The following is a 22,887-nucleotide window of genomic DNA, read 5'->3' as shown; positions in this document are numbered from 1 at the left end:
AACGGATTCGGGAACAGAGCGGGACTGATGAGCGACTTCACGAAGTACCAGGCACTCGGCAACGACTACCTTGTGATCGATCCACTGCGCGTGGACTTCACCGCCACCGCGCAGACGGTCCGGCTGCTGTGCGACCGGCACCTGGGCGTCGGCGCGGACGGTGTGCTCATCGGACCCACGGCAGAACCCCGCCCGGGCGAGCCCGTCGGACTGCGCATCTTCAACTCCGACGGCAGCCCGTGCGAGAAGAGCGGCAACGGGCTGCGGATGTTCGCCCTTTACCTGGCGGAGCACTACGGAGCCGGGCCGGTGCGGCCCGAGGAGCCGGCGGAGACCTCCGTCGTCCTCAGGACCGTCGCGGGGGACTCCCGCGCCGACATCCTGGACTTCGCCGAGGGGCGGGTCCGGGTCGAGATGGGCGTGCCGGCGTTCGCCACGGACGCCCCGGTGGGCCTCACGGCGGGGGCGCGCCACCTCGACGTGATCGGCCTGCACCTGGGCAACCCGCACACGGTGGTGCCGCTCGACGAGGTCAGCGCCGACCTCGCCCGGGAACTCGGCCCGCTGATCGCCTGGCACCCCGCGTATCCCGAGGGCACCAACGTCCAGTTCCTGAGCGTCCTCGACCGCGGCACCATCCGGATCGAGGTGTGGGAACGCGGCGCGGGCTACACCCTCGCCTCGGGCAGCAGCGCCTGCGCGGCCACGGCCGCGGCGCACCGGCTCGGACTGGTCGGCGAGCACGTCGTCGTCGAGATGGCGGGCGGGACCATGGAGGTGTCGGTCGGCGAGCAGGGCGAGATCACGATGACCGGTACGGCCGAGCAGGTGGCCACCGGAGACTTCTCGCCGGCCTTCCGCGCCCGCCTGGGCCAGGGAGTACCGGCGTGATCCGTGTCGACGACACCCGGACGGTCGCACAGCGGGGGTTCTTCCCCCTGCTGACGACCAGGCTCGCCTCGGTCGCCGCCACCGGTGTCTACTTCATCGCCACGGCCTGGCTCCTCATCGACCAGGGCGGCAACAGCACCGAAGTCGCGGGGCTCGCCATCGCGATGACCGTACCCAGCGTGTTCGCGGCGCTGTACGGCGGTGTGCTGATCGACCGTTACGACCGCCGGCGCATCGGCCAGATCGCCGAACTGACCAGGGTCGGCGCGGTGGTGGCTCTCGCCGTGCTGCACAGCGCGGCGCCGCTCGCCCTGTGGCACGTCTACGCGGTCACCCTGGTGCTGGGGCTGGGCAACGCGGTGACCCTGCCGTGCTACGGGGCCATGCTGCCCCAGGTGCTGCCCCGACAGAAGCTCGTCACGGGCAACGCGACCTGGCAGATCGCCACCCAGGTCGGCGGCATCGCCGCCTCCGCGCTGGGCGGGCTCCTGGTGGGCGGCGGCAGTGTGGCGATCGGGCTGTACACGGCCGCACTGTGCTACCTGGTGGCCGCGGTCGCGCTCCAGTTGGTCCCCGGTGCCGCCGCGCCGGCCTCACCCCCGGTCGCGGTGGCCGCCGTGCCCGGTGCCGGTGTGCCCGGTGTCCCCGGTGTGCCCGCCGGACCCGACATGCCCGCCGTGCAGGACGGGCCCGCCGCGCCGGCGGGCAGCGGCTGGCGGCACGACCTGGGCGTCGCTGCGCGGAGCGTCGCGGCGAACCGCACCCATCTGCTGGTCGTCATGTTCTCCATCCTGCCGCTGAGCGTGCTGGCGGCCTCCAACGCGCTGCTGCCGGTCTTCGCCAAGGAGCAGCTCGGCGCCGGCCCGGTCGGCTTCGGCCTCCTGGAGGGAGCCTGGGGCGGCGGGGCCCTGCTCGCCGGGATGGTGATCTCCCGGTTCGCCGGGCGGATCACGGACGAGCTGCGTCTGCTGGTCCACTCCCTCGTGGCGATCGCCGTGACGATGCTCGTCTTCTCCGTCATCGCGGAGATGAGCTACTCGCTTCCCGCCTCGGTGCTGCTCGGCCTCGCGATCAGCTGCTCGGGAATCCTGTTCCCCGCCTACGTACAGGCCAGGACGGAGCCGGCCGTACTCGGCCGGGTCCTGAGCGGCATCCAGTTCGCGTCGTCCATCGTGCAGCTCCTGCTGCTGGCGGCCATCGGCGTCGGCGGTACGTTCGCGCCCGCCTGGTCGATGTTCGCGGCCATGGCGCTCGCCACGCTGCTGTCGGCCGCACTGCTCTCGGTGCTGCTGAGACGTGCCCGCCGAGCGGCCTGAGGACTTTTCAGTACCCCCACTTTCTCCACCATCGAAGGAATGACTGCGCATGCCCGAGAACACCACGGACGAGGCAACGGCCCTCAAAGGCAGGACACTTCTCATCCTCGGGGCCGCGGGCCCGTCCAAGCCGCTCCTGTTCCAGGCGGCCAGGGAACGCGGTATCCGGACCGTCCTGATCAAGGAAGCGGTGACCTGGGAGAAGGAGTTCTGCGACGAGATCCTGCCTCTCTCGGTCGAGAACTACACGGACTTCGACGCCACCGTCGCCGCCGTGGCCGACTTCTGCCGTGAGCAGGGCGTCGAGGGGATCATCACCACCTTCGACAGCGCGGTGCCGGTCATGGCCCACGTCGCCGAGAAGCTCGGACTGAACGGCCCCTCCCCGTCGATGGCCGCCGCCCTGCGGGACAAGAACGCCATGCGCGAGCGGTTCGCGGAGCTCGGCCTGCCGTCGGCGGCCAGCATCCTCGTGCACACCCTGGAAGAGGCCCTCGAAGCCACCGCGAAGATCGGCTACCCGGTCGTCATCAAGCCCACGTACGGCACCGGCAGCGCGGGTGTGGTCCTGGCGCACCAGGAGTCCGAGGTGGAGGCCGCCTTCACCAAGGCGCGCGAGGTGGGCCTCAACCTCAGCGACTGCGCGGACCTCGTGGTCGAGGAGTACCTCGATGGTCTCGAAGTCACGGTGGACGCCCTGGTCTTCGACGGGGAGATCCTCTTCCACAACATCTCCGACAACCCGGAACTGATGCCCGGCCCGATCTTCCCGGAGGTCGAGTTCATCACCCCGACCGCCTTCCCGGAGCAGACCGTCGCCGAGGCGTTCGCGGCCAACGAGGCGACCATCAAGGGCTTCGGCCTGGACTTCGCGGTCGTGCACGCCGAGATGCGGATGACCAGCAGGGGACCCCGACTGCTCGAACTGCACCCCCGCCCCGCCGGCCAGCGGGTCCCGCAGATCATCGCCCGTTCGCTGGGCGTCGACCTGATGGGCGCGGCCATCGAGATCGCGCTGGGGCACCGCCCCGAGATCGAGCCGCGCCGCAAGGGCTACGCCGGCTACCGCGCCGTGTGCCCCTCGGTCCCCGGCGTCCTCAAGTCCGTGAAGGGCCTCGAGGACGCGTGGAAGAGCCCCGGTGTCTTCGACATCGAGGTCGTCCTCGAACCGGGCGCCCGCCTGGTCACCGTGCCGGACGCCGTCCAGCAGGACGCGCTGTACGTGTACGTCGAGGCCGACACGCACGAAGAGGTCAACCAGCGGCTCCTCGACGCGACCGCGTTGATCGAGCTCGAGCTGGAGTAACGAGCGGGGCGATGTGCCTCCCCCTCCGGGCGGCCGGCACCAGCCGTCCGGAGGGGACCGACAGTCAGTGGTGAGCAACGGGGGAAGAGGTAGCGTGACCGAGTCGAAGACCGTTCCGGGGGCATGCCCGCTGGACTGCCCGGACGGTTGCAGCTGGCTGCTGACGATCGAGAACGGCGCCGCCGTCGACATGCGGGGAAACCCCGACCACCCGTACACGCAGGGCGCGTTGTGCGTGAAGGTCAACCAGTTCCTCGAGCACACCCGGGCTCCCGACCGTCTTCTGTATCCCCTGCGCCGCGTCGGCGCCAAGGGGGAGGGGAAGTTCGAGCGGATCACCTGGGACGAGGCGCTGACGGAGATGGCCCAGCGGCTCACCGGCATCGTCGACCGCTACGGCGGCGAGGCGATCTGGCCCTACCAGGGGACGGGAACGCTCGGCTTCCTCCAGGGACTTCAGGGCAGAGCGGGGAGCAGGCTCTGGAACGTGCTCGGTGCGTCGGAGCACGACATGACCATCTGCTCGATCGCCGGTCTCGCGGGGCTCGAATACACCCTCGGCACCAGCCGGGGCCTCGACCCGGAGGGCCTGCGCGACTCCCGGCTCATCCTGCTGTGGGGGACGAACACCCTCAGCTCCGGCCACCACCTGTGGAAGCCGATCCAGCAGGCCCGCCGGGCCGGTGCCCAGGTCGTGGCGATCGACCCCGTCAGGACGCGCACCGCCCAGCAGGCCGACGAGCACGTGGCCCCCCTGCCGGGCACCGACGCCGCGCTCGCCCTCGGGCTGCTCCACGTCGTCGTCACGATGGGCGCCGAGGACCGCGCGTACCTGGAGCGCCACACCGTCGGCTGGGAGCAGTTCCGCGAACGGGTCATGGAGTTCACGCCCGCCCGTGTCGCCCGGCTGACCGGCCTCGACGAGGCCGTCATCGTGAGTCTCGGCGAGCGGCTGGCGACGACCCGGCCGACCGCGATCCGCGTGGCGCAGGGCATCCAGCGCCACGCCGGCGGCGGCACGGCCGTACGCACCCTCGCCTGCATTCCCGGCGTGACCGGCGACTGGGCGCTGCCCGGCGGCGGCCTGCACTACACGACCGACGGGTACTTCGGCGGCAACCGCGAGGCGCTGTACCGCGACGACCTGCGACCGGGCCCGGTGCGGTCCCTGTCCATGACGCGGCTGGCCGAAGGACTGCTCGAAGCGGCGGACCCGCCGGTCAAGGCGCTGGTGGTGTACGGGGCGAACCCGGTGGCCAGCTCGCCGGACCAGAACCGGATCCGCCGGGGCCTGGAGCGGGAGGACCTCTTCACCGTCGTCATGGACCACTTCCAGACGGACACCGCCGACTACGCCGACCTCGTGCTCCCGGCCACCATGCAGCCGGAGCACATGGACCTGCACGACGGCTACGGCCACCTCTACCTCACCTGGAACGAGCCGGCCGTACCCCCGCCGGGCGAGTGCCTGTCGACGACCGAGACCTTCCGCCGGCTGGCCCGCCACATGGGGCTCACGGAGCCGAGCCTGTACGACTCGGACGAGGAACTGGCGCGGCAGCTGCTGGACTCCGAACACCCCTCACTGGAGGGGATCACCCTGGAGCACCTGCGCAAGAACGGCTGGGCCCGGCTCGCCTATCCCGCCTCCTTCGCCCCGTACAAGGACGGGTTCCCCACCCCCTCGGGCAAGCTGGAGTTCCTGTCGGAGCGGGCCGCGGCCGAGGGCCTGGACCCCCTGGCCGGCTTCACGCCCGCCCGTGAGGTGTCGGATCCGGAGCTGGCCGGCCGCTACCCCCTGGTGCTGCTCTCCGGAGCCTCGCACTTCTTCCTCAACACGGTGTTCGGCAACAAGCCCAAGCTGCGGCGCCGGGCCGGTGACCCGTACGTGGTCCTGCACCCCCTCGACGCCGCCGCACGGGGCATCACGGCGGGCGACCCGGTACGGGTCTTCAACGCCCGCGGTTCCTTCACGGCAGCGGCCCGCGTCGACGACACGGTCCGGCCCGGCGTGGCATCGAGCCCCAAGGGCCACTGGCCGAAGCTCCACGACGGTTTCGGCGTCAACGCCACGACCGAGGAGCGCGACGCGGACATGGGCGGCGGAGCCGTCTTTCACGACAACCGGGTGGAGGTCGAACCGATCGACCGCCCGAGCAGAGACGAGGACTGATGGAATTCAGCAGGCTCGGCAACAGCGGACTGAAGGTCAGCCGGATCGCGTACGGCAACTGGCTGACCCACGGCTCCCAGATCGACGAGGACACGGCCGCCGAGTGCGTCGCCGCCGCCCTCGACGTGGGCATCACCACCTTCGACACGGCGGACGTCTACGCCGGGACCAGGGCCGAGGAGGTCCTCGGCCGCGCGCTCAAGGGCCACCGCCGGGAATCCCTGGAGATCTCCACGAAGGTGTGCCTCCCGGTCGGCAGCGGCCCCAACGACCGGGGACTGTCCCGCAAGCACATCATGGAGTCGGCGCACGGATCCCTGCGCCGGCTGGGCACCGACTACCTGGACATCTACTACGCGCACCGTTTCGACCGGGACACTCCGCTGGCCGAGACGCTCAGGGCCTTCGACGACCTGATCAGGCAGGGCAAGGTCCTCTACATCGGTGTCTCCGAGTGGACGGCCGACGAGATCCGGCAGGCGCTGCGCCTCGCCGACGAACTCGGACTCGAACGCTTCGTGGCCAGCCAGCCGCAGTACTCGATGCTGTGGCGCGTGATCGAGGAGGAGGTCGTCCCGCTCTGCGAGCAGGAGGGCCTGAGCCAGATGGTCTGGTCGCCCGTCGCGCAGGGCGTGCTGAGCGGCAAGTACCTGCCGGGCCGTCCGGCTCCCGCGGGCTCGCGCGCGGCCGACGCGAACGGCGCCCAGTGGGTCGCCGGGTTCCTGCGCGACGACGTTCTGGAGCGGGTGCAGCGGCTGGCCCCCCTGGCCCGTGAGGCCGGCCTGACCAGGGCTCAGCTCGCCATCGCCTGGACCCTTCAGAACCCCAACGTCGCCGCGGCCGTGGTCGGGGCGTCCCGCCCCCAGCAGGTCCGCAACAACGTGGTGGCCGCCGAAGCCACGCTCGACGCCGACCTCATGAAGCAGATCGACGAGATCCTCGACCCGGTTGTCGAGCGCGATCCGAAGAAGACCGACAGTGCCTGGTAGCCCCCCAGTGCCTGGTAACCCCCGACCCACCCCGCCACGTTCCGAGGAAGCACCCATGGACTATGCCCCGTTCGAGCTCCTCGAATGGCAGTCGCTCGACGACGGAGCCGCACAGTACAGCCTTGCCGACAGCGGGTGCCGGCCGGTCACCGTCCGCGAACTCCTGGACGGCGAGGACGTACTCGACCACCTGCTGGACACCCCGCTGCACTACCCGCCCGAGCGGGGACAGGAGCGGCTGCGGGAGCTCATCGCGGAGCACCACTGCGGGCAGCCGGACGACGTGATCGTCACGGTCGGCGCCGCCGAGGCCAACTCCATCGCCATCGACGCGCTGGTGCGTCCCGGCGACCACGTGGTGACCTTCGCGCCCGGCTACCGCCAGGTCTGGGGCTGCGCCGTGAACGCGGGAGCCCGCGTGGAGGAGATCCACTCCACGGCGGCCGCAGGCTGGCGCCCCGACCTGGAGGCGCTGCGCGCGGCCGTGGGCCCCGGGACCCGGCTCATCGCCCTCACGAACCCGAACAACCCGACCGGCACGATCCTCACCGAGCAGGAGATGGACGAGATCGTGGCGATCGCCGCCGAGGCGGGCGCCTGGATCCTCGCCGACGAGGTGCACCGGGGCACCGAACTCCTCACCGACGCCGTCACGTCCAGCTTCTGGGGCCGTTACGAGCGGGTGATCTGCGTCGGCAGCCTGTCCAAGGCATTCGGCATGCCGGGTCTGCGCGTCGGCTGGCTGGTCGCCCCCAGGGAGGCCCTCACGGACCTGTGGCGGCGCCACGAGTACGCCACCGTGTCCACCGGCTCCGTCTCCATGGCGCTCGCGGAGATCGCGCTGACCGAGCGCAACCGCACCCGTCTGACACACCGGTACCGGAACCTGATCCGCGAGAGCAGGACCTGGCTCGACGACTGGGTGACGGCGCACGGGGACCTGGTGTCGTACGTCCCGCCCCCGGCCACCGCCCTGGGGTTCGTCGCCTACCACCTCGACCTGCCGAGCCGTCAGGTCGCCGAGACGCTGCGCGCGCGGGGCGACGTACTGGTCGGCGCGGGAGCCCACTTCGGCACGGAGGGGCATCTGCGGATCGCCCACGGACACGACCCGGCCTACCTCGCCGCCGCGCTCGACAGGACGGCCTCGGTGCTCAAGGAGCTGGCGGCCGTCCACGGGCAGCGGCCGGCCGGGGCACCGGCACCGGCGCGGCACACACCCCCGGCACCCACGCAGTGAACACCACACGCCGTACGACAATGGAGAGTTGTTTCCACATGAGCAGGAAGACGCTGCTGGCCGCCGTGACGGCGATGGCCGGGTTGCTGGTGTCCGGATGCAGCCAGGGTCTCCTGGCCGGGAGTGACGACGGCGCCGGACAGGACGGCCCGGTCATCCTCGGCATGGCCGTCCCGATGTCCGGGACCAGCGCCGACATCGGCCCGTACATGAAGAACGGCGCCCAGCTCGCCATCGACGAGATCAACGCCAAGGGCGGCGTACTCGGCCGCGATCTGGAGCTGCGGGTCGAGGACGACGCGTGCGACCCCAAGACGGCGGTCGCCGCGGCCAACAAGCTCGTCACCGCGAAAGTCGCGGTCTCCGTCGGCGGATACTGCTCGGGTGCGACCCTGCCGACCCTGCCGGTCTTCGCCAAGGCCAAGATCCCGATGGTCATCCCGGCGGCCAACTCCGACGAGCTGTACCAGCAAGGCATCAAGAGCACCTTCCTGATCAACGGAACGGGCACCCAGCAGGCCGACGCCGCCCTGGCCTGGATGGAGGACAAGAAGGCCGGCCGCGTGGCGGTGGTGCACGACAGCACCAGCTACGCCAAGAACATCGCCACACTGATGGGCCCGCGCCTCAAGAAGGACGGCGGACCCGAGCAGGTGGCGGCCCTGTCCCTCACCCCGGGCGAGAGCGACTACAGCGGCGTCGTGGGCGCCCTGCTCGACGAGAAGCCCGACTTCGTCTACTGGACGGGGTACGACAAGGAGGGCGGCCTGCTCGTCCGCCAGCTGCGGCAGGCCGGTTACAAGGGCACGATCATGGTGGCGGACGGCGCCGTCAGCGACTCCCTCGCGAAGATCGCCGGCAGCGGCAACGCCGACGGCGTGCTCGCGACCATGACGCAGACCCCCGACACGATCAAGGGCGGCGAGAAGTGGGTCGCCGCGTACCGCAAGAAGTTCGGAGCCCGGCCCGGCCCGTTCTCCACCCAGTCCTACGACGCCGTGCGGGTCGCGGCCGAAGCGATCGGGAAGGCCGGCTCCACCGAATCGGCCGACGTGGTCGCGGAGCTGGAGGGCCTCAAGGGCTTCCCGCTCTTCTCCGGCCCGCTGACCTTCACGAAGGACCACACGCTCTCCCAGGGCGGCTTCGTGGTCCTGGAGCGGCGCGGCGGCCGGTTCGTCCTCGCGGACAGCGGGAAGTAGCGGCGACCCATGGCGCAACTCATCTGGGACGGCCTCTTCGTCGGGGCGTTCTACTCCCTCATAGCCCTGGGCTACAGCCTGGTCTACGGGGTCATCAGGCTGCTCAACTTCGCCCACGGCGACCTGTACATGCTGGGAGCCTTCTTCGGACTGTGGCTGCTCACCGCGCTCGGCGCGTTCCCGGCCACCCTCCCGGTGCTCGCGCTCCTGGTGGTGCTCGTGGTGGTCTCGCTGGCGACCGGACTGGCAGGAGTGGCCATCGAGCGGGTGGCCTACCGCCCGCTGCGCCAGGCACCGAGACTCTCGCTGCTGATCACGGCCGTCGGCGCCTCGTTCGTCGTCGAGTACGGCGTGCGCATCGCCGCCGGACCCAACCCGCAGGTCTACCCGCTGCGCCTGGACGGTGAGGCACTCACCCTGTTCGGGGCGCGCTTCACCCCCCAGCAACTGCTCCTGATGGGCGTGGCGATCGCCCTGATGCTCGGCCTGGACGCCTGGATCAACCGCAGCCGCGACGGCCGGGCGATCCGGGCCGTGGCCCTGGACCAGAAGGCCGCCCGGCTGATGGGCATCGACGTCGACAAGGTCATCTCAAGGGTCTTCTTCGTCGGCTCGGCGCTCGCCGGGGCGGCGGGCGTCATGGTCGGCGTCTTCTACGGGAAGGTCGACTTCCTGATGGGCTTCATCATCGGCCTCAAGGCGTTCACCGCGGCCGTCATCGGCGGGATCGGGAACCTGAAGGGCACGATGCTCGGCGGCCTGGTCCTCGGCCTCCTCGAGTCCTTCGGCTCGTACTGGCTCGGCGGTGAATGGCGCGACGTCTTCGCCTTCGGCTTCCTCATCCTCCTGCTGAGCGTCCGGCCCACCGGCCTGCTCGGCGCCCGAGAGCAGGAACGCGTATGAACCTCGCACTACGGCGCTTCGCGCAGAGCCGCGCGGTGGGCCCGCTCGGCCTGGCGGCCGCCGCGCTCGCCCCGCTCCTCATCGCCACGCCCTACTCCCTCAACGTCATGACGAGCGCCGCGATCTTCGTGATGCTCGCCATCGGTCTCAACATCGTGGTCGGCTACTGCGGGCTGCTCGACCTCGGCTTCGCCGCCTTCTTCGCGGTGGGCGCCTACACCAGCGGGGTGCTTTCCACCCAGTACGGGCTCTCACTGGTGCAGACGGTTCCGGTGGTCGTCGCGGTGACCCTGCTCGCCGGCATCCTGATCGGCCTGCCCACCCTGCGGCTGCGCACCGACTACCTCGCCATCGTGACACTGGGCTTCGGCGAGATCATCCGCATCCTGGCCAACAACCTGGAGATCACCGGCGGACCGTCCGGCATCTACGGGATTCCGGGCCTGTCCTTCTTCGGCCTCGGCCTCGACGACCCGGTGGGGCTCTACTACACCGTCCTGGTCCTGGTGGCGGTCGCCGTGCTGCTCGCCGGCCGGCTCGACCGGTCCCGGCTCGGCCGGGCGTGGAGCTTCATCCGCGAGGACGAGGACGCCGCCGAAGCCATGGGCGTCCACACGTACCGCGTCAAGCTCGCGGCGTACAGCGCCGGTGCGGTGTGGGGCGGTCTGGCCGGGGTGCTCTTCGCCGCGCAGATGTCCGCCGTCTCGCCGGAGAGTTTCCGCTTCATCCAGTCCGCGCTGGTCCTGATGGCCGTGGTGCTCGGCGGCATGGGCAGCTCCCGGGGAGTCGTCGTCGGAGCCGTGTGCATCAGCCTGGTGCCCGAGCTGCTCCGCGGCATCGAGGACAACCGGTACTTCGCCTTCGGCGCGGTGCTCATCGCGGTCATGGTCTTCCGGCCGGTGGGCCTGTGGCCGCGCCCGTCGCGGGAACCGGGCCGCACGGCCCGGCGGTCCGTGCCGGAACCCGTATCCGTACGAACGGAGAAGGTCACATGACCACTTCCGAACTGCTCACGCTCGAACGGACAGAGGTCGCGTTCGGCGGGGTCCGGGCCGTGGACGGCGTCGACCTGACGATCGGTGCGGGCGAGATCGTCTCCGTGATCGGACCCAACGGCGCCGGCAAAACGTCACTGTTCAACTCCGTCACCGGCTTCTACCGGCCGACCGGGGGACGCATCCGGATCGCCGGGCACGACGTGACCGGGGCCAGGCCCTCGGCCATCGCCGCCCTCGGGGTGTGCCGCACCTTCCAGAACCTGCGGCTGTTCCCCGGCCTGCCGGTCCTGGACAACGTACGGGCGGGTCTTCACCTGCGGGGCGGGCAGCATGTCTTCGACGCGCTGCTGCGCACCCCGCGCTACCGGCGGTCGGAGCGCGAGATCACCGACGAGGCGCACCGCTGGCTGGACTTCGTGGGCCTGCCTGAGAACGTTCCCGGCGCCGTCGACCGGGCGGGCCCCGTCGGGCAACTGCCCTACGGCGCCCAGCGGCTGGTCGAGATCGCCCGGGCGCTGGCCATGCGGCCGAAGCTGCTCCTGCTCGACGAGCCGGCCGCCGGCCTCAACGCGGCCGAGAAGGCCGCGCTCACCGACCTGGTGCACCGCATCCACGGCCTGGGCGTCTCGGTCGTCCTCATCGAGCACGACATGCGGCTGGTCCGCGCGGTGTCGAAACGCGTCGTGGTCCTGAACTTCGGCAAGAAGATCGCCGACGGCACGCCGGACCGGGTCTGGAACGACCCGGCCGTCGTCGACGCCTACCTCGGCGCCGACCCCGACTACGAGAGCGCCGACGCGCCCTCCGGCGAACCCGAACCAGAACCCGAACGGGAGGAGAGCCATGTCTGAGCGCCCGGACGTGCTGCGACTCGACGCCGTCGACGTCCATTACGGGGGAGTCCAGGCCGTGCGCGGCCTGACCGTGTCCGTCGCGGCGGGCGAGGTCGTCACCCTCCTCGGCGGCAACGGCGCCGGCAAGACCTCCACACTGTCGGCGATCTCGGGACTCGTCAGGCCGAGCGCCGGACGCATCACCTTCGAGGGCCAGGACATCACCCGGGCCAAGCCGCACGAGATCGTCGGCCGCGGCCTGATTCACGTACCGGAGGGCCGACGGGTGTTCAGCCGGCTGTCCGTGCACGAGAACCTCCAGCTCGGCGGGTACCTCGTGCGCAACGCCGCTGAACTGGCCACCCGTCTCGACCACGTCTTCGCGATGCTCCCCAGACTGGCCGAACTCCGCGGCCAGGCCGCCGGCAGCCTCTCGGGCGGCGAGCAGCAGATGGTGGCCATCGGCCGGGCGCTGATGGCCGAGCCGCGGCTGCTCGTGCTGGACGAGCCCTCCATGGGGCTCGCGCCGGGAATGGTGGCGACCGTGATGCGGCTGATCCAGGACATCCGGGACCAGGGGACCGCGGTACTGCTCGTGGAGCAGAACACCCGGGCCGCCATGCGGGTCGCGGACCGCGGCTACGTCCTGGAAACCGGGACCTGTGTGGCCGAAGGCACGGTCGGCGAGCTGGCCGGCGACCCACGGGTCGCCGAGGCGTACCTCGGGACCGCGCAGCCGTCTCCGGCGGGGAAGTGAGCGGCATGGATCTCGGCTCACTGCCCCGTATCGACGCGGGCACCCTCGACCGGCTCATGCCGATGCGACACGCCGTCACGGCGCTCGTCGACGCCCTGCGGGCCGGCGTCCTCACCGGCGGCGACGCGATGCCGAGGACCGTGACCGGGGTGAGCTCCGGACAACTCCTCTACATGCCCGCCGAGTTCGGCCCGTACGCGGGCGTGAAGCTCGCGTCCGTCGCACCCGGAAACGCGGACCTGGACCTGCCCCGGATCTCGGGCCTCTACGTCCTGCTCGACAGCGCGACCCTGCTCCCGCTGGCCCTGCTCGACGGCGCGGCCCTGACCTCACTGCGCACCCCGGCGGTCTCCGCGCTCGCCGTCGACCGGCTGGCCGTGCCCGGCGCGGCGCGCCTGGTCGTGTTCGGCACGGGACCGCAGGCATGGCGGCATGTCGAGGCCATGCGTACGGTGCGGCCGGTCGGCCACGTCGGGGTCGTGGGCCGCGACCCCGGCCGGACCGAAGCCTTCCTGACCCGCTGCCGGGACGCCGGTCTGCCGGCGGACAGGGTCGGGAACGACGCCGTACGCGACGCCGATCTCGTCCTGTGCTGCACCACGGCACGGGAGCCCCTGTTCCCCGGACGGCTGGTGCCCGCCCACGCCACCGTGGTGGCCGTCGGCTCGCACGAGCCGGACGCCCGCGAGGTCGACACGGACCTGGTGTGCGGATCGACGCTCGTCGTGGAGAGCCGGTCCACGGCGCTCAGGGAAGCGGGCGACATCCTTCTTCCCCTCGCGGAGGGGAAGTTGCGGCCCGACGCCATCGCGGGAGACCTGGCCGAACTCGTCGGGGGCCGGGTGGACACCGGCCGGCCGGTGCCCCGCCTGTTCAAGAGTGTGGGCATGGCCTGGCAGGACCTGGCCGTGGCGGCGGCGGCGTACGAACGCCTGCGCGCCGCACCGGACCGCGCCGCCGCCAGGTCCGGCTGACCGCACCGCCGGCCCCGGCAGCCGGCCCCTTCCGTACGAAAGACGTCGCACCGCGCACCGCGCGGCCGGCGACGACACCTCTACCGAAAGAACGGATGACCATGACTGTGCATGGAGTCGATCATGTGGAGTTCTACGTAGGCGACGCCGTACAGGCCGCCCACTACTACCGCACCGCCTACGGCTTCCAGGTGGTGGCCGAGGCACCCGCCGGCGCCGACGGCCCCGCAGCCCGCTCCTTCGTCCTGGCCCACGGCGGCGTGCGCCTGGTGCTGACCTCCGCCCTGAGCGACGAGCACGCGGCGGCCGCGTTCGTCCGCACCCACGGGGACGGGGTCCGGGACGTGGCGCTGCGCACCGACGACGCCGTGGCCGCCTTCGACCGGGCCGTCGGGGCCGGCGCCGAGGCCGTCGCCGAGCCGCGCACCTACGAGGACGAGACCGGCCGGGTCGTCAGGGCGACCGTGGCCGCCACCAACGGCCTGGTGCACAGCTTCGTCCAGCGGGACAACCCCGACGGGAACTTCCTGCCCGGCAGCCACCTGCCGGTCGTGGCCGGCGCGGGTCCGGCCCCCGATCTCCTCGACACCATCGACCACCTGGCGTTCTGCCTGAGCCCGGGCTCGCTGGACGAGATGGTCAACTTCTACGAGAAGGCCATCGGCCTGCGGCACACCTACGACGAGTACATAGAGGTCGGCGGCCAGGCCATGGCCTCGCGGGTGGTGCAGGACGAGACCCGGGGCATCACCTTCACCATGGTCGAGCCCGACCCGTCCGGCGGCCGGGGGCAGTTGCACGACTTCCTCGACGGTTTCGGCGGGGCCGGGGTGCAGCACGTCGCGTACAGCACGAAGGACATCGTGCGGGCCGCCCGTGAACTGCGCTCCACCGGCGTCGAACTGCTGAGCTCGCCGGCCGCCTACTACTCCTCCCTGGCCCACCGGGGCATCGACGTCGGCATCGACGCGGCCGTCCTCCAGGAGCACGGCCTGCTCGTCGACCGCGACGAGTGGGGCCAGCTCGTGCAGGTCTTCACCCGCTCGCCGTACGCCCGGCGCACCGTGTTCTTTGAGCTGATCCAGCGCTTCGAGGCGCGTACCTTCGGCAGCGGCAACATCAAGGCGCTGTACGAGGCGGTCGACCGCGAGCGTGCGAACGCGGCGAGCGGGGAGACCCCCTCCGGAGCCGGCCGGTGACGACGTCACCGGCCCTCCGGCCGCCCGCCGCGACCCGGTCGGCCCAGTCGCCGCCGTCGTCCCGGTCGCCGCTGTCGCCACGGGAGTACGAGGCGGCGGCGCGCGCGAAGCTCGACGGGGCCGTGTGGGACTACCTGGCCGGGGGCAGCGGGGACGAGGTCTCGCTGCGCGGCGACCAAGAGGCGTACCAGCGCTACCGGCTGCGCCCGCACACGCTCGTCGACGTGTCCCGCTGTGAGACCGGCCGCACCCTGCTCGGCGCTCCGGTGGAGTTCCCGGTGGGTGTCGCCCCCATGGCGTACCACCGGCTCTTCCACCCCGACGGGGAGCCGGCGACCGTGCGCGCCGCGGGAGCCGCGGGGGCGCTCGCGGTGGTCAGCACCTTCGCCAGTACGACGCTGGAGGAGACGGCGGCCGCCGCCTCCGGGCCGCTCTGGTTCCAGCTGTACGTACTGCGCCGCCGGGAGGTCACCGAGTCCCTGGTCCGGCGGGCCGAGGCGGCGGGCTACCGGGCCCTGGTGATCACCGCGGACACCCCCCGGATGGCCCGCCGGGAGCGCGACCTGCGCAACGGCTTCCGGCTGCCCGCGCACATCGGGCCGGCCAACCTCGACGACCGGTACGCGGCGGGGCTGCACCACGCGCGGCGGTCCGGGTCCGCCCTGGCCGACCACGCCGTGGAGCACCACGACGCCGCCTTCACCTGGGGCGACCTGGCCTGGCTGCGCTCGCTGACCAGTCTGCCGCTCGTCCTCAAGGGCGTCCTCACCGCCGAGGACGCCCGGCGCGCGGCCGACCTGGGGGTGTCGGGGCTGATCGTCTCCTCCCACGGCGGCCGCCAGCTCGACGGCGCGACAGCCCCGCTGGACGCGCTGCCCGAGGTGGTGGCGGCGGCCGCCGGCCACTGCGAGGTGCTGGTGGACGGCGGTGTGCGCCGCGGCACCGACGTACTGAAGGCGCTGGCGCTCGGCGCGCGTGGCGTCCTCACCGGGCGGCCGGTCCTGTGGGGGCTGACCGTCGGCGGCGCGGCCGGTGCCCAGCGCGTACTGACCACCCTGCGGGAGGAGTTCGAAGAGGCAATGGCCCTGTCCGGACGCCCGCGCCTCGACATGATCGGGCCGGACCTGCTGCACCGGGCCGCTCCCGAGGCGGGCGCCCTGCACCGTGCCCCGGCCTACGGCTCATCCCCTGAACAGTCCCCCGAACAGTCCCCTGAGCAGTCCTACGAGAAGTCCGATGAGAAGGAGTACGCATGACCACGCACGCCACACGTTTCGAACTGTCCGCCGCCGACCGGGAACTGCTGCCGACCGACGAGGACGTGCAGTTCTACCAGGAGCACGGCTGGTACCTGTCCAAGAAGCTGCTCACCGACGAGGAGGTCGACCTGCTGAACGAGGCGGCCGACCGCTTCTACGCCGGACACCGTGACCGCACCCTGCCCACCAGGCCGCCCCGGCTCGCCTACTGGGAGCCCGAACAGGGCGATGTGCACCGGCACAACGACTACATCTTCTACGAGGACGACACCATCCGGAGCATCCTCTCCAAGCCCGTCATCGCGGCGACCGCGGCCCTCATCGCCAAGACCGAGCAGATACGCCTGTGGAACAGCACGCTCATCCACAAGCCGCAGCGTGCCGACGACGCCCGCAACATCGTTCCCTGGCACATGGACCGCCACTACTGGCAGACCTGCTCGTCCGAGCAGATGCTCACGGCCTTCATCCCCTTCCACGACTGCGGTGAGGAGATGGGCACGATCACGATGATCGACGGCAGCCACACCTGGCAGGAGACCGGCGGGGACGACTCGACCAGCCGGCACTTCGCCGACCGGGACCGGTCGGAACTGGAGGGGCTGCTCTCCGAGAACGCCGCGGCCAACGGTGCCGAGGTCCGCAAGATCCCGGTGACCATCCCCAAGGGACACATCAACTTCCACCACTGCCGGACCTACCACGGCAGCGGCTACAACGTCAGCGACCGCCCCCGCCGGGCCATTTCCCTGCACCTCCAGGACGCGGCGAACCAGTGGCGCCCCTTCGAACTGTCCTCGGGCGGGAACCTCGTCTACAACAACGACGCGCTCGTCCGCAAGGACAGCCAGGGCAACCCCGACTACACGGACCCCGACTTCTGCCCGGTCCTGTGGGAGACGTCCGGTGAGTGACGGTTCCCGCACCACTGTGCTGGCGGCCGGCGAGCTGCACGGCTCGCTGGCCGATCCGCTGATGGAGGTGATGAACTTCCTCAACGAGATCACCTCCCGCTACCCGCGGGCCATCTCCTTCGGCCCCGGCCGCCCCTACGAGGGGCTGTTCGAGGTGGAGCGGATCGGCGAGTACCTCGACGCGTACAAGCGCCACCTGGTCGAGGAGCTGGGCCGTACCCCCGACGAGGTGCGCACCCTGCTCTTCCAGTACGGGCGCACCAACGGGCAGATCCACGAACTGGTGGCCCGCACCCTGCGCAACGACGAGGGGATCGACGCGGACCCGGAGTCCCTGGTGGTCACGGTCGGCTGCCAGGAGGCCATGTTCATCACCCTGCGGGCCCTGTTCGGCGCCCCCTCGGACGTGCTGCTCGTCGCGTCGCCCTGCTACATCGGCATCACGGGGGCCGCCCGGCTGCTCGACATCGAGACGGCGTACGTGCCCGAGGGCTCGGACGGCGTCGACCCGGACGCCCTGCGCCGCACCCTCGCGGAGCTCCGGGCGGCCGGGAAGCGGCCCAGGGCCCTGTACGTGGTCCCGGACTTCGCCAACCCCACGGGCACCTGCATGACGCTCGACGCCCGGGAGCGGCTGCTCGAACTCGCCGAGGCCGAGGACCTGCTGCTGCTGGAGGACAACCCGTACGGCTTCTTCACCCGTACCGGCCAGGTCCTTCCCACGCTCAAGGCCCTGGACAGCACGGGGAAGGTGGTCTATTTCGGTTCCTTCGCCAAGACCTGCTTCCCCGGCGCCCGGGTCGGCTACGTCGTGGCCGATCAGCCGGTACGCGCGGCGGACGGCACCCAGCGGCTTCTCGCGGACGAGCTGTCCAAGGTGAAGAGCATGACCACGGTGAACACCCCGGCGCTCAGCCAGGCCGTCATCGGAGGCATGCTCGTCGCCAACGACTGCCGGCTGCGCGACGCCAACAAGCCGGCCGCCGATTTCTACCGCACCAACATGACCGTCCTGCTCGACTGTCTCGACCGGATGCTTCCGCCGGGCCGGCGGGAGGCCGCGGGCATCAGCTGGAACGCGCCGGACGGCGGCTTCTTCCTCACCATGACGCTGCCCGTCCCGGCGGACAACGAACTGCTGGAGCGCTCGGCAAGGGATCATGGAGTGATCTGGACACCCATGAGCTACTTCCATCCCGACGACGGTGGCAGCCACCAGATACGGCTGTCGCTCAGCTACCTCACCCCCGAGCAGGTGGCCGAGGGCGCCCGCCGGCTGGTCGGTCTGCTGGAACGGAGCCCCACGTGATTGGCCTGCTGTATACGGTGACCGTGCTCATCTGGGGGTCGACCTGGCTCGCCATCAAGGGCCAGCTGGGCGAGGTGCACCCGACGGCCTCCATCGCGTACCGGTTCGCGCTCGCCGCGCTGATCCTCCTCGCGTGGGCGCGGCTGCGCGGCCTGCCGCTGCGATATCCGGCGCGTGTGCACGGGCAGTTCGCTCTCATGGGCATATGCATGTTCTCGGTCAACTTTGTCTGCTTCTATTTCGCAGAGGAGCATTTGACCACCGGCCTCGTGTCGATCATTTTCGCCATGTCCCTCGTGGTCAACATGGTCTTCGCCCGGCTTTTCTTCCGCCGCACCATCGCCCCCCGGGTACTCGTCGGCGGAGGTATCGGACTGCTTGGTATCGGCACCGTTTTCTGGCCCGCTTTCGCGGATTTCGACCTGTCGTCGGGAAGCGGCCCCGGAATTGTGCTGTCCGCCGTGGGAACCGTGGTGTTCTGCCTGGGCAACGTCGTCTCCGGCAAGACCCAGGCCCAGGGCATCCCGGTGATCCAGGGCACGGGATACGCCATGGGGTACGGGGCGCTGCTGATGCTGCCGTTCGCCCTGACCCTCGGCGACGGCCCGATGTTCGAGGCCACGTGGGAGTACGTCGGATCGCTCGGCTACCTCGCCCTGTTCGGCTCGGTGATCGGCTTCGGCACCTACCTCACGCTGCTCGGCCGCATCGGCGGGGAGCGCGCGGCGTACGCGATGGTCCTCTTCCCGATCGTGGCGCTGCTGCTGTCCACGGTGTTCGAGGACTTCACCTGGTCCGTACGCGATCTGGTGGGTGTCGCCCTGATCCTGGCGGGCAACGCCGTGATGCTGGCCAACGCATTGCGGAAGCCGGCGCAGCCCCCGGAGGGCGAGCCGGCCGGGACATCCGGTGCGGCGGCCGGCCGCGCTGAGACGGTGAAGGAGTGAACCAGTGCGCAGCGCCGCAGTAGTGGGCACCGGCCTCATCGGCACCTCGGTCGCCCTCGCCCTGAGCGCCCGGGGCGTCACGACGCACCTGATCGACCGCAACCCCGAGAACGTACGCATCGCCGCGGCACTCGGGGCCGGCACGGCCGCGCCGCCCGGGGGGCCGGTGGACCTCGCGGTCGTCGCGGTCCCGCCGTCGGACGTCGCCCGTACGGTGGCGGAGTACCAGAAACGCGAACTGGCCCGCGCCTACACCGATGTGGCGAGCGTCAAGGCCGCTCCGTACGCCCAGTGCGCCGAGCTCGGCTGCGACCTGACGACGCTGGTGGGCGGTCATCCGATGGCGGGTGGCGAACGCTCGGGGCCGCTGGACGCCAGGGCGGACCTGTTCACGGACCGGCCCTGGGTGTTCACGCCCGCCGTTGAGACCAGCGAGAACACGCTCAACGTCGCCCTCGAACTGGCCTCGCTCTGCGGCGCGGTCCCGGTCGTCCTCGACGCGGACGACCACGACAGGGCCGTGGCCCTCGTCTCGCACCTGCCGCACCTGCTGGCCAGCCTGACCGGGGCCCGGCTGCTCGACGGCGAGGAGTACGCGCTCCGGCTGGCCGGCCGCGGGATGCGGGACGCCGTCCGCACGGCCGGCGGGGACGCCGGCCTGTGGGCCGACATCCTCGCCTCCAACGCCTCCGCGGTCGGCGCGGTGCTCGCCGAGCTCAGCGCGGACCTCGGCCGCGCGGCACACGCCCTCGACCGGTTGGCGCACGGTGGCCCCGAGCAACGGGGGGACGCCTACGAGGAGTTGACCGGGCTCCTGCGCCGGGGGAGTGAAGGGCGGGACAGGATCGCCCCCTCCCTGGGCGGCGGCGCCGGTTCGTACGTCTGGCTGTCCGTCGCCGTGGACGGTCCGGACCGCCGGGCGGAGCACCTGCTCGCCGACGTGAGCACCAGCCGCGTCGGTCTGGAGCGCATGGTCCTGCCGGACGAGTCGGTCCATCCGGACGGCCCCGTAGGGCTGTTGGTGGCCCGGGAGACCGCCTGGCCGCTGTCGGAGGCGCTGCGCGACCGGGGCTGGGCCGTACAGCGCGGCACGGCCGGCGCCGGGCCCGTCCCGGCGGACGGGGCCGGGATCGCGGCCGGCCCGGCGCGCCACGCGGCGGCGATGTGACGCCTCGGCAGGAACGCCGGATTTCCCACAACGAGCGAAGTGCAGTCTCTTGACAGGAATTCCTGTCGTGGAAAGGATGTCGTTCAGGCCATTGTCGCCCGCCGGAGGGAAATTTCCTCCGATGTTTTCGGGCCGAACTTTCTCAGCGCCGGATTCCCGGCTTACGCCCCTTAGGCAATAGCGCCCGATCCGCGCCGTTCTTGAGTAGCACGCTCGTTCGCCGAGGGAGAATTCATGAAGGCATCGTCGTCCGAAAACGACCGACCCCCCAAAAACCCCTGGTGGAATCCCCAACAACCGTCCGGCATGCCGGTCCACCGCTACGGCGGCGCCGGAGCGCGCGGCCTGGTCGAGCCCGGCACACGCGCATGGCTCGACCGTCCCCCGGGCCGCGCGCCGCTGTGGAGCTCGGTGGACCTGCGCGACGGCAACCAGGCGCTGGCCAACCCGATGGACCTGCGGCGCAAGCGGGAGATGTTCGACCTCCTCGTCCGCCTCGGCTTCAAGGACATCGAGGTCGGCTACCCCTCCGCCAGCGAGGCCGAGTTCGCGTTCGTGCGCCACCTCGTCACCGGCGGCCACATACCCGACGACGTCACCATCACCGTCTTCACCTCGGCGCGTCAGGAACTCATCGACCGCACCTTCGAGGCGGTCCGCGGCGCGGACCGGGCCATGGTCCACCTGTGCCACGCCACCGCCTGCCTCTGGCGCGAGGTCGTGTTCCGGATGACGCCGTCCGAGGTGATGGCACTGGCCCGGCAGAGCGCCCAGCACATGGTGCGGCTCGCCGACCGCGCCGGGGGAGACATCCGGTTCGAGTACTCGCCGGAGACGTTCAACGTCACCGAGCCGGAGTTCGCCCTGGAGATCGCCAACACCGTCGCCGAGATCGTCGAGGCGTCCCCGGAGCGCCCCCTGACGCTCAACCTGCCGAGCACGGTGGAGATGCACGCGCCGCACGTGTTCGCGGATCAGGTCGAGCGGATGCACCGCAACCTCGAACGCCGCGACGGCATCATCCTGTCGGTCCATCCGCACAACGACCGCGGCACGGCGGTGGCCGCGGCCGAGTACGCGCTCGCCGCCGGCGCCGACCGGGTGGAGGGCACGCTCTTCGGGAACGGCGAGCGCACCGGGAACGTCTGCCTGGTCACCCTGGCGCTGAACCTGCTCAGCCGGGGCATCGACCCCCAGCTCGACCTCTCCGACATCCCCGCGATCCGCCGGACCGTCGAGGAGTGCAACGAGATGCCCGTACCGGACCGGCATCCGTACGCCGGCGACCTGGTGTTCACGGCGTTCTCCGGTACGCACCAGGACGCCATCGCCAAGGGGCTGCGGCACCTGGAGGACCGGGCCGCCGCCGCCGGGGTACCGGCCGCGCAACTGCCGTGGGACGTCCCCTACCTGCCGATCGACCCCCGGGACATCGGCCGCAGCTACGAGGCGATCATCCGGGTGAACAGCCAGTCGGGCAAGGGCGGCATCGCCCACGTCCTGCGCTCCCGGTGGGGGCTCGACCTGCCCCAGGAACTGCGGGTCGAACTCGCCGGGGTGATCCAGAGACTCACCGACGTGACGGCGGCCGAAGTGGAACCCGGTCTCATCTGGGACACCTTCCGCGCCGAGTACTGCGACATGGGCGGCTGGGCCTGCTTCGCACAGCCCGGACCCGACGGCGACGACCCGGTGGACGCGCTCCTCACGCTGGCCCGTGAGCACGGAGTGCACGCCGAAGTGGACCACCTGACCGGCGCGGCGGCCGAACCCGCGACCGGCGCCGCCCACGCCTGCTACGCCCGCGTGCTGGTGGATCACCAGCCGGTGTGGGGCGTGGGCCTGGCCCCGACGCCCCGGGCGGCCACCGTGCGGGCGGTGCTGTCCGCCCTGCGGCGCGGCGGCGCCGTGCCGGCGGACAGCGGCTGCGTACCGCACCTGGCAGGACCGAGAGAGGGAGCCCTGTGAACGAACCGACACTGCCCGCCTACGTCGAGCTGGAGCCCGGACGGTTCCGCGAGGACGTGGGCCTGCGTTACGAGGACTACGTGATCGGCCACGTCTTCGAGCACCGGCCCGGCCGCACCATCACGGCGACGGACAACATCTGGAGTTCGCTGCTCTGCCTCAACCAGCACCCGCTCCACATAGACGAGGTCTACGCCTCGACGACGCCGTTCAAGAAGCTGCTCGTATCGAGCCTGGTCACGTTCGGGATCGTGAACGGGATGACGGTCAGGACCATCAGCCAGCAGGCGGTCGCCAACCTCGGCTGGGACAAGGTCCGGCTCAGCGCACCCGTGTTCGTGGGGGACACGCTCTACGCCGAGACGACGATCCTCGCCAAGCGCCCCTCCGGCTCCCGGCCGGGCGAGGGCATCGTCACCGTCCACACCGTGGGCCGCAACCAGGACGGGGTCCCGGTCATCGAGTTCGACCGCACCCTCATGGCCACCATGCGCGGCCCCGCCCGACCCGATCAGCCAGAGCACTGACCCCCAGCCCGTAAGAC

Annotated in this window: 20 protein-coding genes; all 20 read left to right on the top strand. The window is 71.2% G+C overall.

Going from position 1 to position 22,887, the window contains the following annotated elements; translation table 11 throughout:
* Window positions 1-27: 27 nt before the first annotated feature.
* The 20 genes from dapF to AS594_RS07735 all read left to right on the top strand — a co-directional run bounded on the left by dapF (window position 28) and on the right by AS594_RS07735 (window position 22,870).
* A complete protein-coding gene (dapF, locus tag AS594_RS07830) occupies window positions 28-891 on the top strand; it encodes a diaminopimelate epimerase (protein ID WP_069933236.1) in 864 nt (287 codons plus the stop codon).
* Window positions 888-2,207 carry an MFS transporter gene (locus tag AS594_RS07825; protein ID WP_069926287.1) on the top strand — a complete coding sequence of 440 codons (1,320 nt, stop codon included), beginning with the start codon at window positions 888-890 and terminating at the stop codon, window positions 2,205-2,207. Before dapF ends, AS594_RS07825 begins: the two co-directional genes overlap by 4 nt.
* 49 nt (window positions 2,208-2,256) lie before the next feature.
* Entirely contained in the window at window positions 2,257-3,513 is a 1,257-nt protein-coding gene (locus AS594_RS07820; RefSeq protein ID WP_069933237.1) for an ATP-grasp domain-containing protein, read from the top strand.
* A 94-nt stretch (window positions 3,514-3,607) separates the two neighbouring features.
* A complete protein-coding gene (locus tag AS594_RS07815) occupies window positions 3,608-5,686 on the top strand; it encodes a molybdopterin-containing oxidoreductase family protein (RefSeq protein ID WP_069926285.1) in 2,079 nt (692 codons plus the stop codon).
* Window positions 5,686-6,675 carry an aldo/keto reductase family protein gene (locus tag AS594_RS07810; RefSeq protein WP_069926284.1) on the top strand — a complete coding sequence of 330 codons (990 nt, stop codon included), beginning with the start codon at window positions 5,686-5,688 and terminating at the stop codon, window positions 6,673-6,675. Before AS594_RS07815 ends, AS594_RS07810 begins: the two co-directional genes overlap by 1 nt.
* Before the next feature lie 55 nt (window positions 6,676-6,730).
* Window positions 6,731-7,915, top strand: a complete 1,185-nt coding sequence (locus AS594_RS07805; protein WP_069926283.1) for an aminotransferase class I/II-fold pyridoxal phosphate-dependent enzyme — start codon at window positions 6,731-6,733, stop codon at window positions 7,913-7,915.
* Between the two features lie 38 nt (window positions 7,916-7,953).
* Complete coding sequence (locus tag AS594_RS07800; protein ID WP_069926282.1) at window positions 7,954-9,114, top strand: branched-chain amino acid ABC transporter substrate-binding protein; 1,161 nt, start codon at window positions 7,954-7,956, stop codon at window positions 9,112-9,114.
* Between the two features lie 9 nt (window positions 9,115-9,123).
* The gene (locus AS594_RS07795; RefSeq protein WP_069926281.1) at window positions 9,124-10,017 is read left to right on the top strand and encodes a branched-chain amino acid ABC transporter permease; all 894 of its coding nucleotides are present in this window, start codon (window positions 9,124-9,126) and stop codon (window positions 10,015-10,017) included.
* Entirely contained in the window at window positions 10,014-11,012 is a 999-nt protein-coding gene (locus tag AS594_RS07790) for a branched-chain amino acid ABC transporter permease (protein WP_107357964.1), read from the top strand. Before AS594_RS07795 ends, AS594_RS07790 begins: the two co-directional genes overlap by 4 nt.
* On the top strand, window positions 11,009-11,866 hold the full coding sequence (locus AS594_RS07785; RefSeq protein WP_069926280.1) for an ABC transporter ATP-binding protein: 858 nt from the start codon (window positions 11,009-11,011) through the stop codon (window positions 11,864-11,866). Before AS594_RS07790 ends, AS594_RS07785 begins: the two co-directional genes overlap by 4 nt.
* Window positions 11,859-12,605, top strand: coding sequence for an ABC transporter ATP-binding protein (locus AS594_RS07780; RefSeq protein WP_069926279.1), 747 nt, complete (start codon window positions 11,859-11,861; stop codon window positions 12,603-12,605). Before AS594_RS07785 ends, AS594_RS07780 begins: the two co-directional genes overlap by 8 nt.
* 5 nt (window positions 12,606-12,610) lie before the next feature.
* The gene (locus tag AS594_RS07775; protein ID WP_069926278.1) at window positions 12,611-13,579 is read left to right on the top strand and encodes an ornithine cyclodeaminase family protein; all 969 of its coding nucleotides are present in this window, start codon (window positions 12,611-12,613) and stop codon (window positions 13,577-13,579) included.
* Window positions 13,580-13,680: 101 nt separating this feature from the next.
* Window positions 13,681-14,778, top strand: coding sequence for a 4-hydroxyphenylpyruvate dioxygenase (hppD, locus tag AS594_RS07770; protein ID WP_069930342.1), 1,098 nt, complete (start codon window positions 13,681-13,683; stop codon window positions 14,776-14,778).
* The gene (locus AS594_RS07765; RefSeq protein WP_079144744.1) at window positions 14,775-16,034 is read left to right on the top strand and encodes an alpha-hydroxy-acid oxidizing protein; all 1,260 of its coding nucleotides are present in this window, start codon (window positions 14,775-14,777) and stop codon (window positions 16,032-16,034) included. Before hppD ends, AS594_RS07765 begins: the two co-directional genes overlap by 4 nt.
* Window positions 16,031-16,951 carry a phytanoyl-CoA dioxygenase family protein gene (locus AS594_RS07760; RefSeq protein WP_069926277.1) on the top strand — a complete coding sequence of 307 codons (921 nt, stop codon included), beginning with the start codon at window positions 16,031-16,033 and terminating at the stop codon, window positions 16,949-16,951. Before AS594_RS07765 ends, AS594_RS07760 begins: the two co-directional genes overlap by 4 nt.
* A gap of 61 nt (window positions 16,952-17,012) precedes the next feature.
* Window positions 17,013-18,260, top strand: a complete 1,248-nt coding sequence (locus AS594_RS07755; protein WP_079144910.1) for an aminotransferase-like domain-containing protein — start codon at window positions 17,013-17,015, stop codon at window positions 18,258-18,260.
* Window positions 18,257-19,207: a DMT family transporter gene (locus tag AS594_RS07750; RefSeq protein WP_069926275.1), complete on the top strand. Its 951-nt coding sequence runs from the start codon at window positions 18,257-18,259 to the stop codon at window positions 19,205-19,207. The genes AS594_RS07755 and AS594_RS07750 overlap by 4 nt, the downstream gene beginning before the upstream one ends.
* A 4-nt stretch (window positions 19,208-19,211) precedes the next feature.
* Window positions 19,212-20,375, top strand: a complete 1,164-nt coding sequence (locus AS594_RS07745; protein ID WP_079144745.1) for a prephenate dehydrogenase — start codon at window positions 19,212-19,214, stop codon at window positions 20,373-20,375.
* Between the two features lie 306 nt (window positions 20,376-20,681).
* A complete protein-coding gene (locus AS594_RS07740; protein ID WP_338120144.1) occupies window positions 20,682-22,343 on the top strand; it encodes a 2-isopropylmalate synthase in 1,662 nt (553 codons plus the stop codon).
* Entirely contained in the window at window positions 22,340-22,870 is a 531-nt protein-coding gene (locus AS594_RS07735) for a MaoC family dehydratase (protein ID WP_107357965.1), read from the top strand. Before AS594_RS07740 ends, AS594_RS07735 begins: the two co-directional genes overlap by 4 nt.
* Window positions 22,871-22,887 lie beyond the last annotated feature (17 nt).

This window comes from Streptomyces agglomeratus, from assembly GCF_001746415.1.
In the GTDB taxonomy this organism is placed as follows: Bacteria; Actinomycetota; Actinomycetes; order Streptomycetales; family Streptomycetaceae; genus Streptomyces; species Streptomyces agglomeratus.
This window is presented reverse-complemented; position numbering and strand designations above follow the sequence as displayed.

Bases quoted from the DNA above. Each gene is read 5' to 3' on its own strand.
- dapF (WP_069933236.1), top strand. From the start codon at position 28: ATGAGCGACTTCACGAAGTACCAGGCACTCGGCAACGACTACCTTGTG.
- AS594_RS07820 (WP_069933237.1), top strand. From the start codon at position 2,257: ATGCCCGAGAACACCACGGACGAGGCAACGGCCCTCAAAGGCAGGACA.
- AS594_RS07810 (WP_069926284.1), top strand. From the start codon at position 5,686: ATGGAATTCAGCAGGCTCGGCAACAGCGGACTGAAGGTCAGCCGGATC.
- AS594_RS07805 (WP_069926283.1), top strand. From the start codon at position 6,731: ATGGACTATGCCCCGTTCGAGCTCCTCGAATGGCAGTCGCTCGACGAC.
- AS594_RS07800 (WP_069926282.1), top strand. From the start codon at position 7,954: ATGAGCAGGAAGACGCTGCTGGCCGCCGTGACGGCGATGGCCGGGTTG.
- AS594_RS07795 (WP_069926281.1), top strand. From the start codon at position 9,124: ATGGCGCAACTCATCTGGGACGGCCTCTTCGTCGGGGCGTTCTACTCC.
- AS594_RS07790 (WP_107357964.1), top strand. From the start codon at position 10,014: ATGAACCTCGCACTACGGCGCTTCGCGCAGAGCCGCGCGGTGGGCCCG.
- AS594_RS07785 (WP_069926280.1), top strand. From the start codon at position 11,009: ATGACCACTTCCGAACTGCTCACGCTCGAACGGACAGAGGTCGCGTTC.
- AS594_RS07780 (WP_069926279.1), top strand. From the start codon at position 11,859: ATGTCTGAGCGCCCGGACGTGCTGCGACTCGACGCCGTCGACGTCCAT.
- AS594_RS07775 (WP_069926278.1), top strand. From the start codon at position 12,611: ATGGATCTCGGCTCACTGCCCCGTATCGACGCGGGCACCCTCGACCGG.
- hppD (WP_069930342.1), top strand. From the start codon at position 13,681: ATGACTGTGCATGGAGTCGATCATGTGGAGTTCTACGTAGGCGACGCC.
- AS594_RS07760 (WP_069926277.1), top strand. From the start codon at position 16,031: ATGACCACGCACGCCACACGTTTCGAACTGTCCGCCGCCGACCGGGAA.
- AS594_RS07755 (WP_079144910.1), top strand. From the start codon at position 17,013: ATGGAGGTGATGAACTTCCTCAACGAGATCACCTCCCGCTACCCGCGG.
- AS594_RS07740 (WP_338120144.1), top strand. From the start codon at position 20,682: ATGCCGGTCCACCGCTACGGCGGCGCCGGAGCGCGCGGCCTGGTCGAG.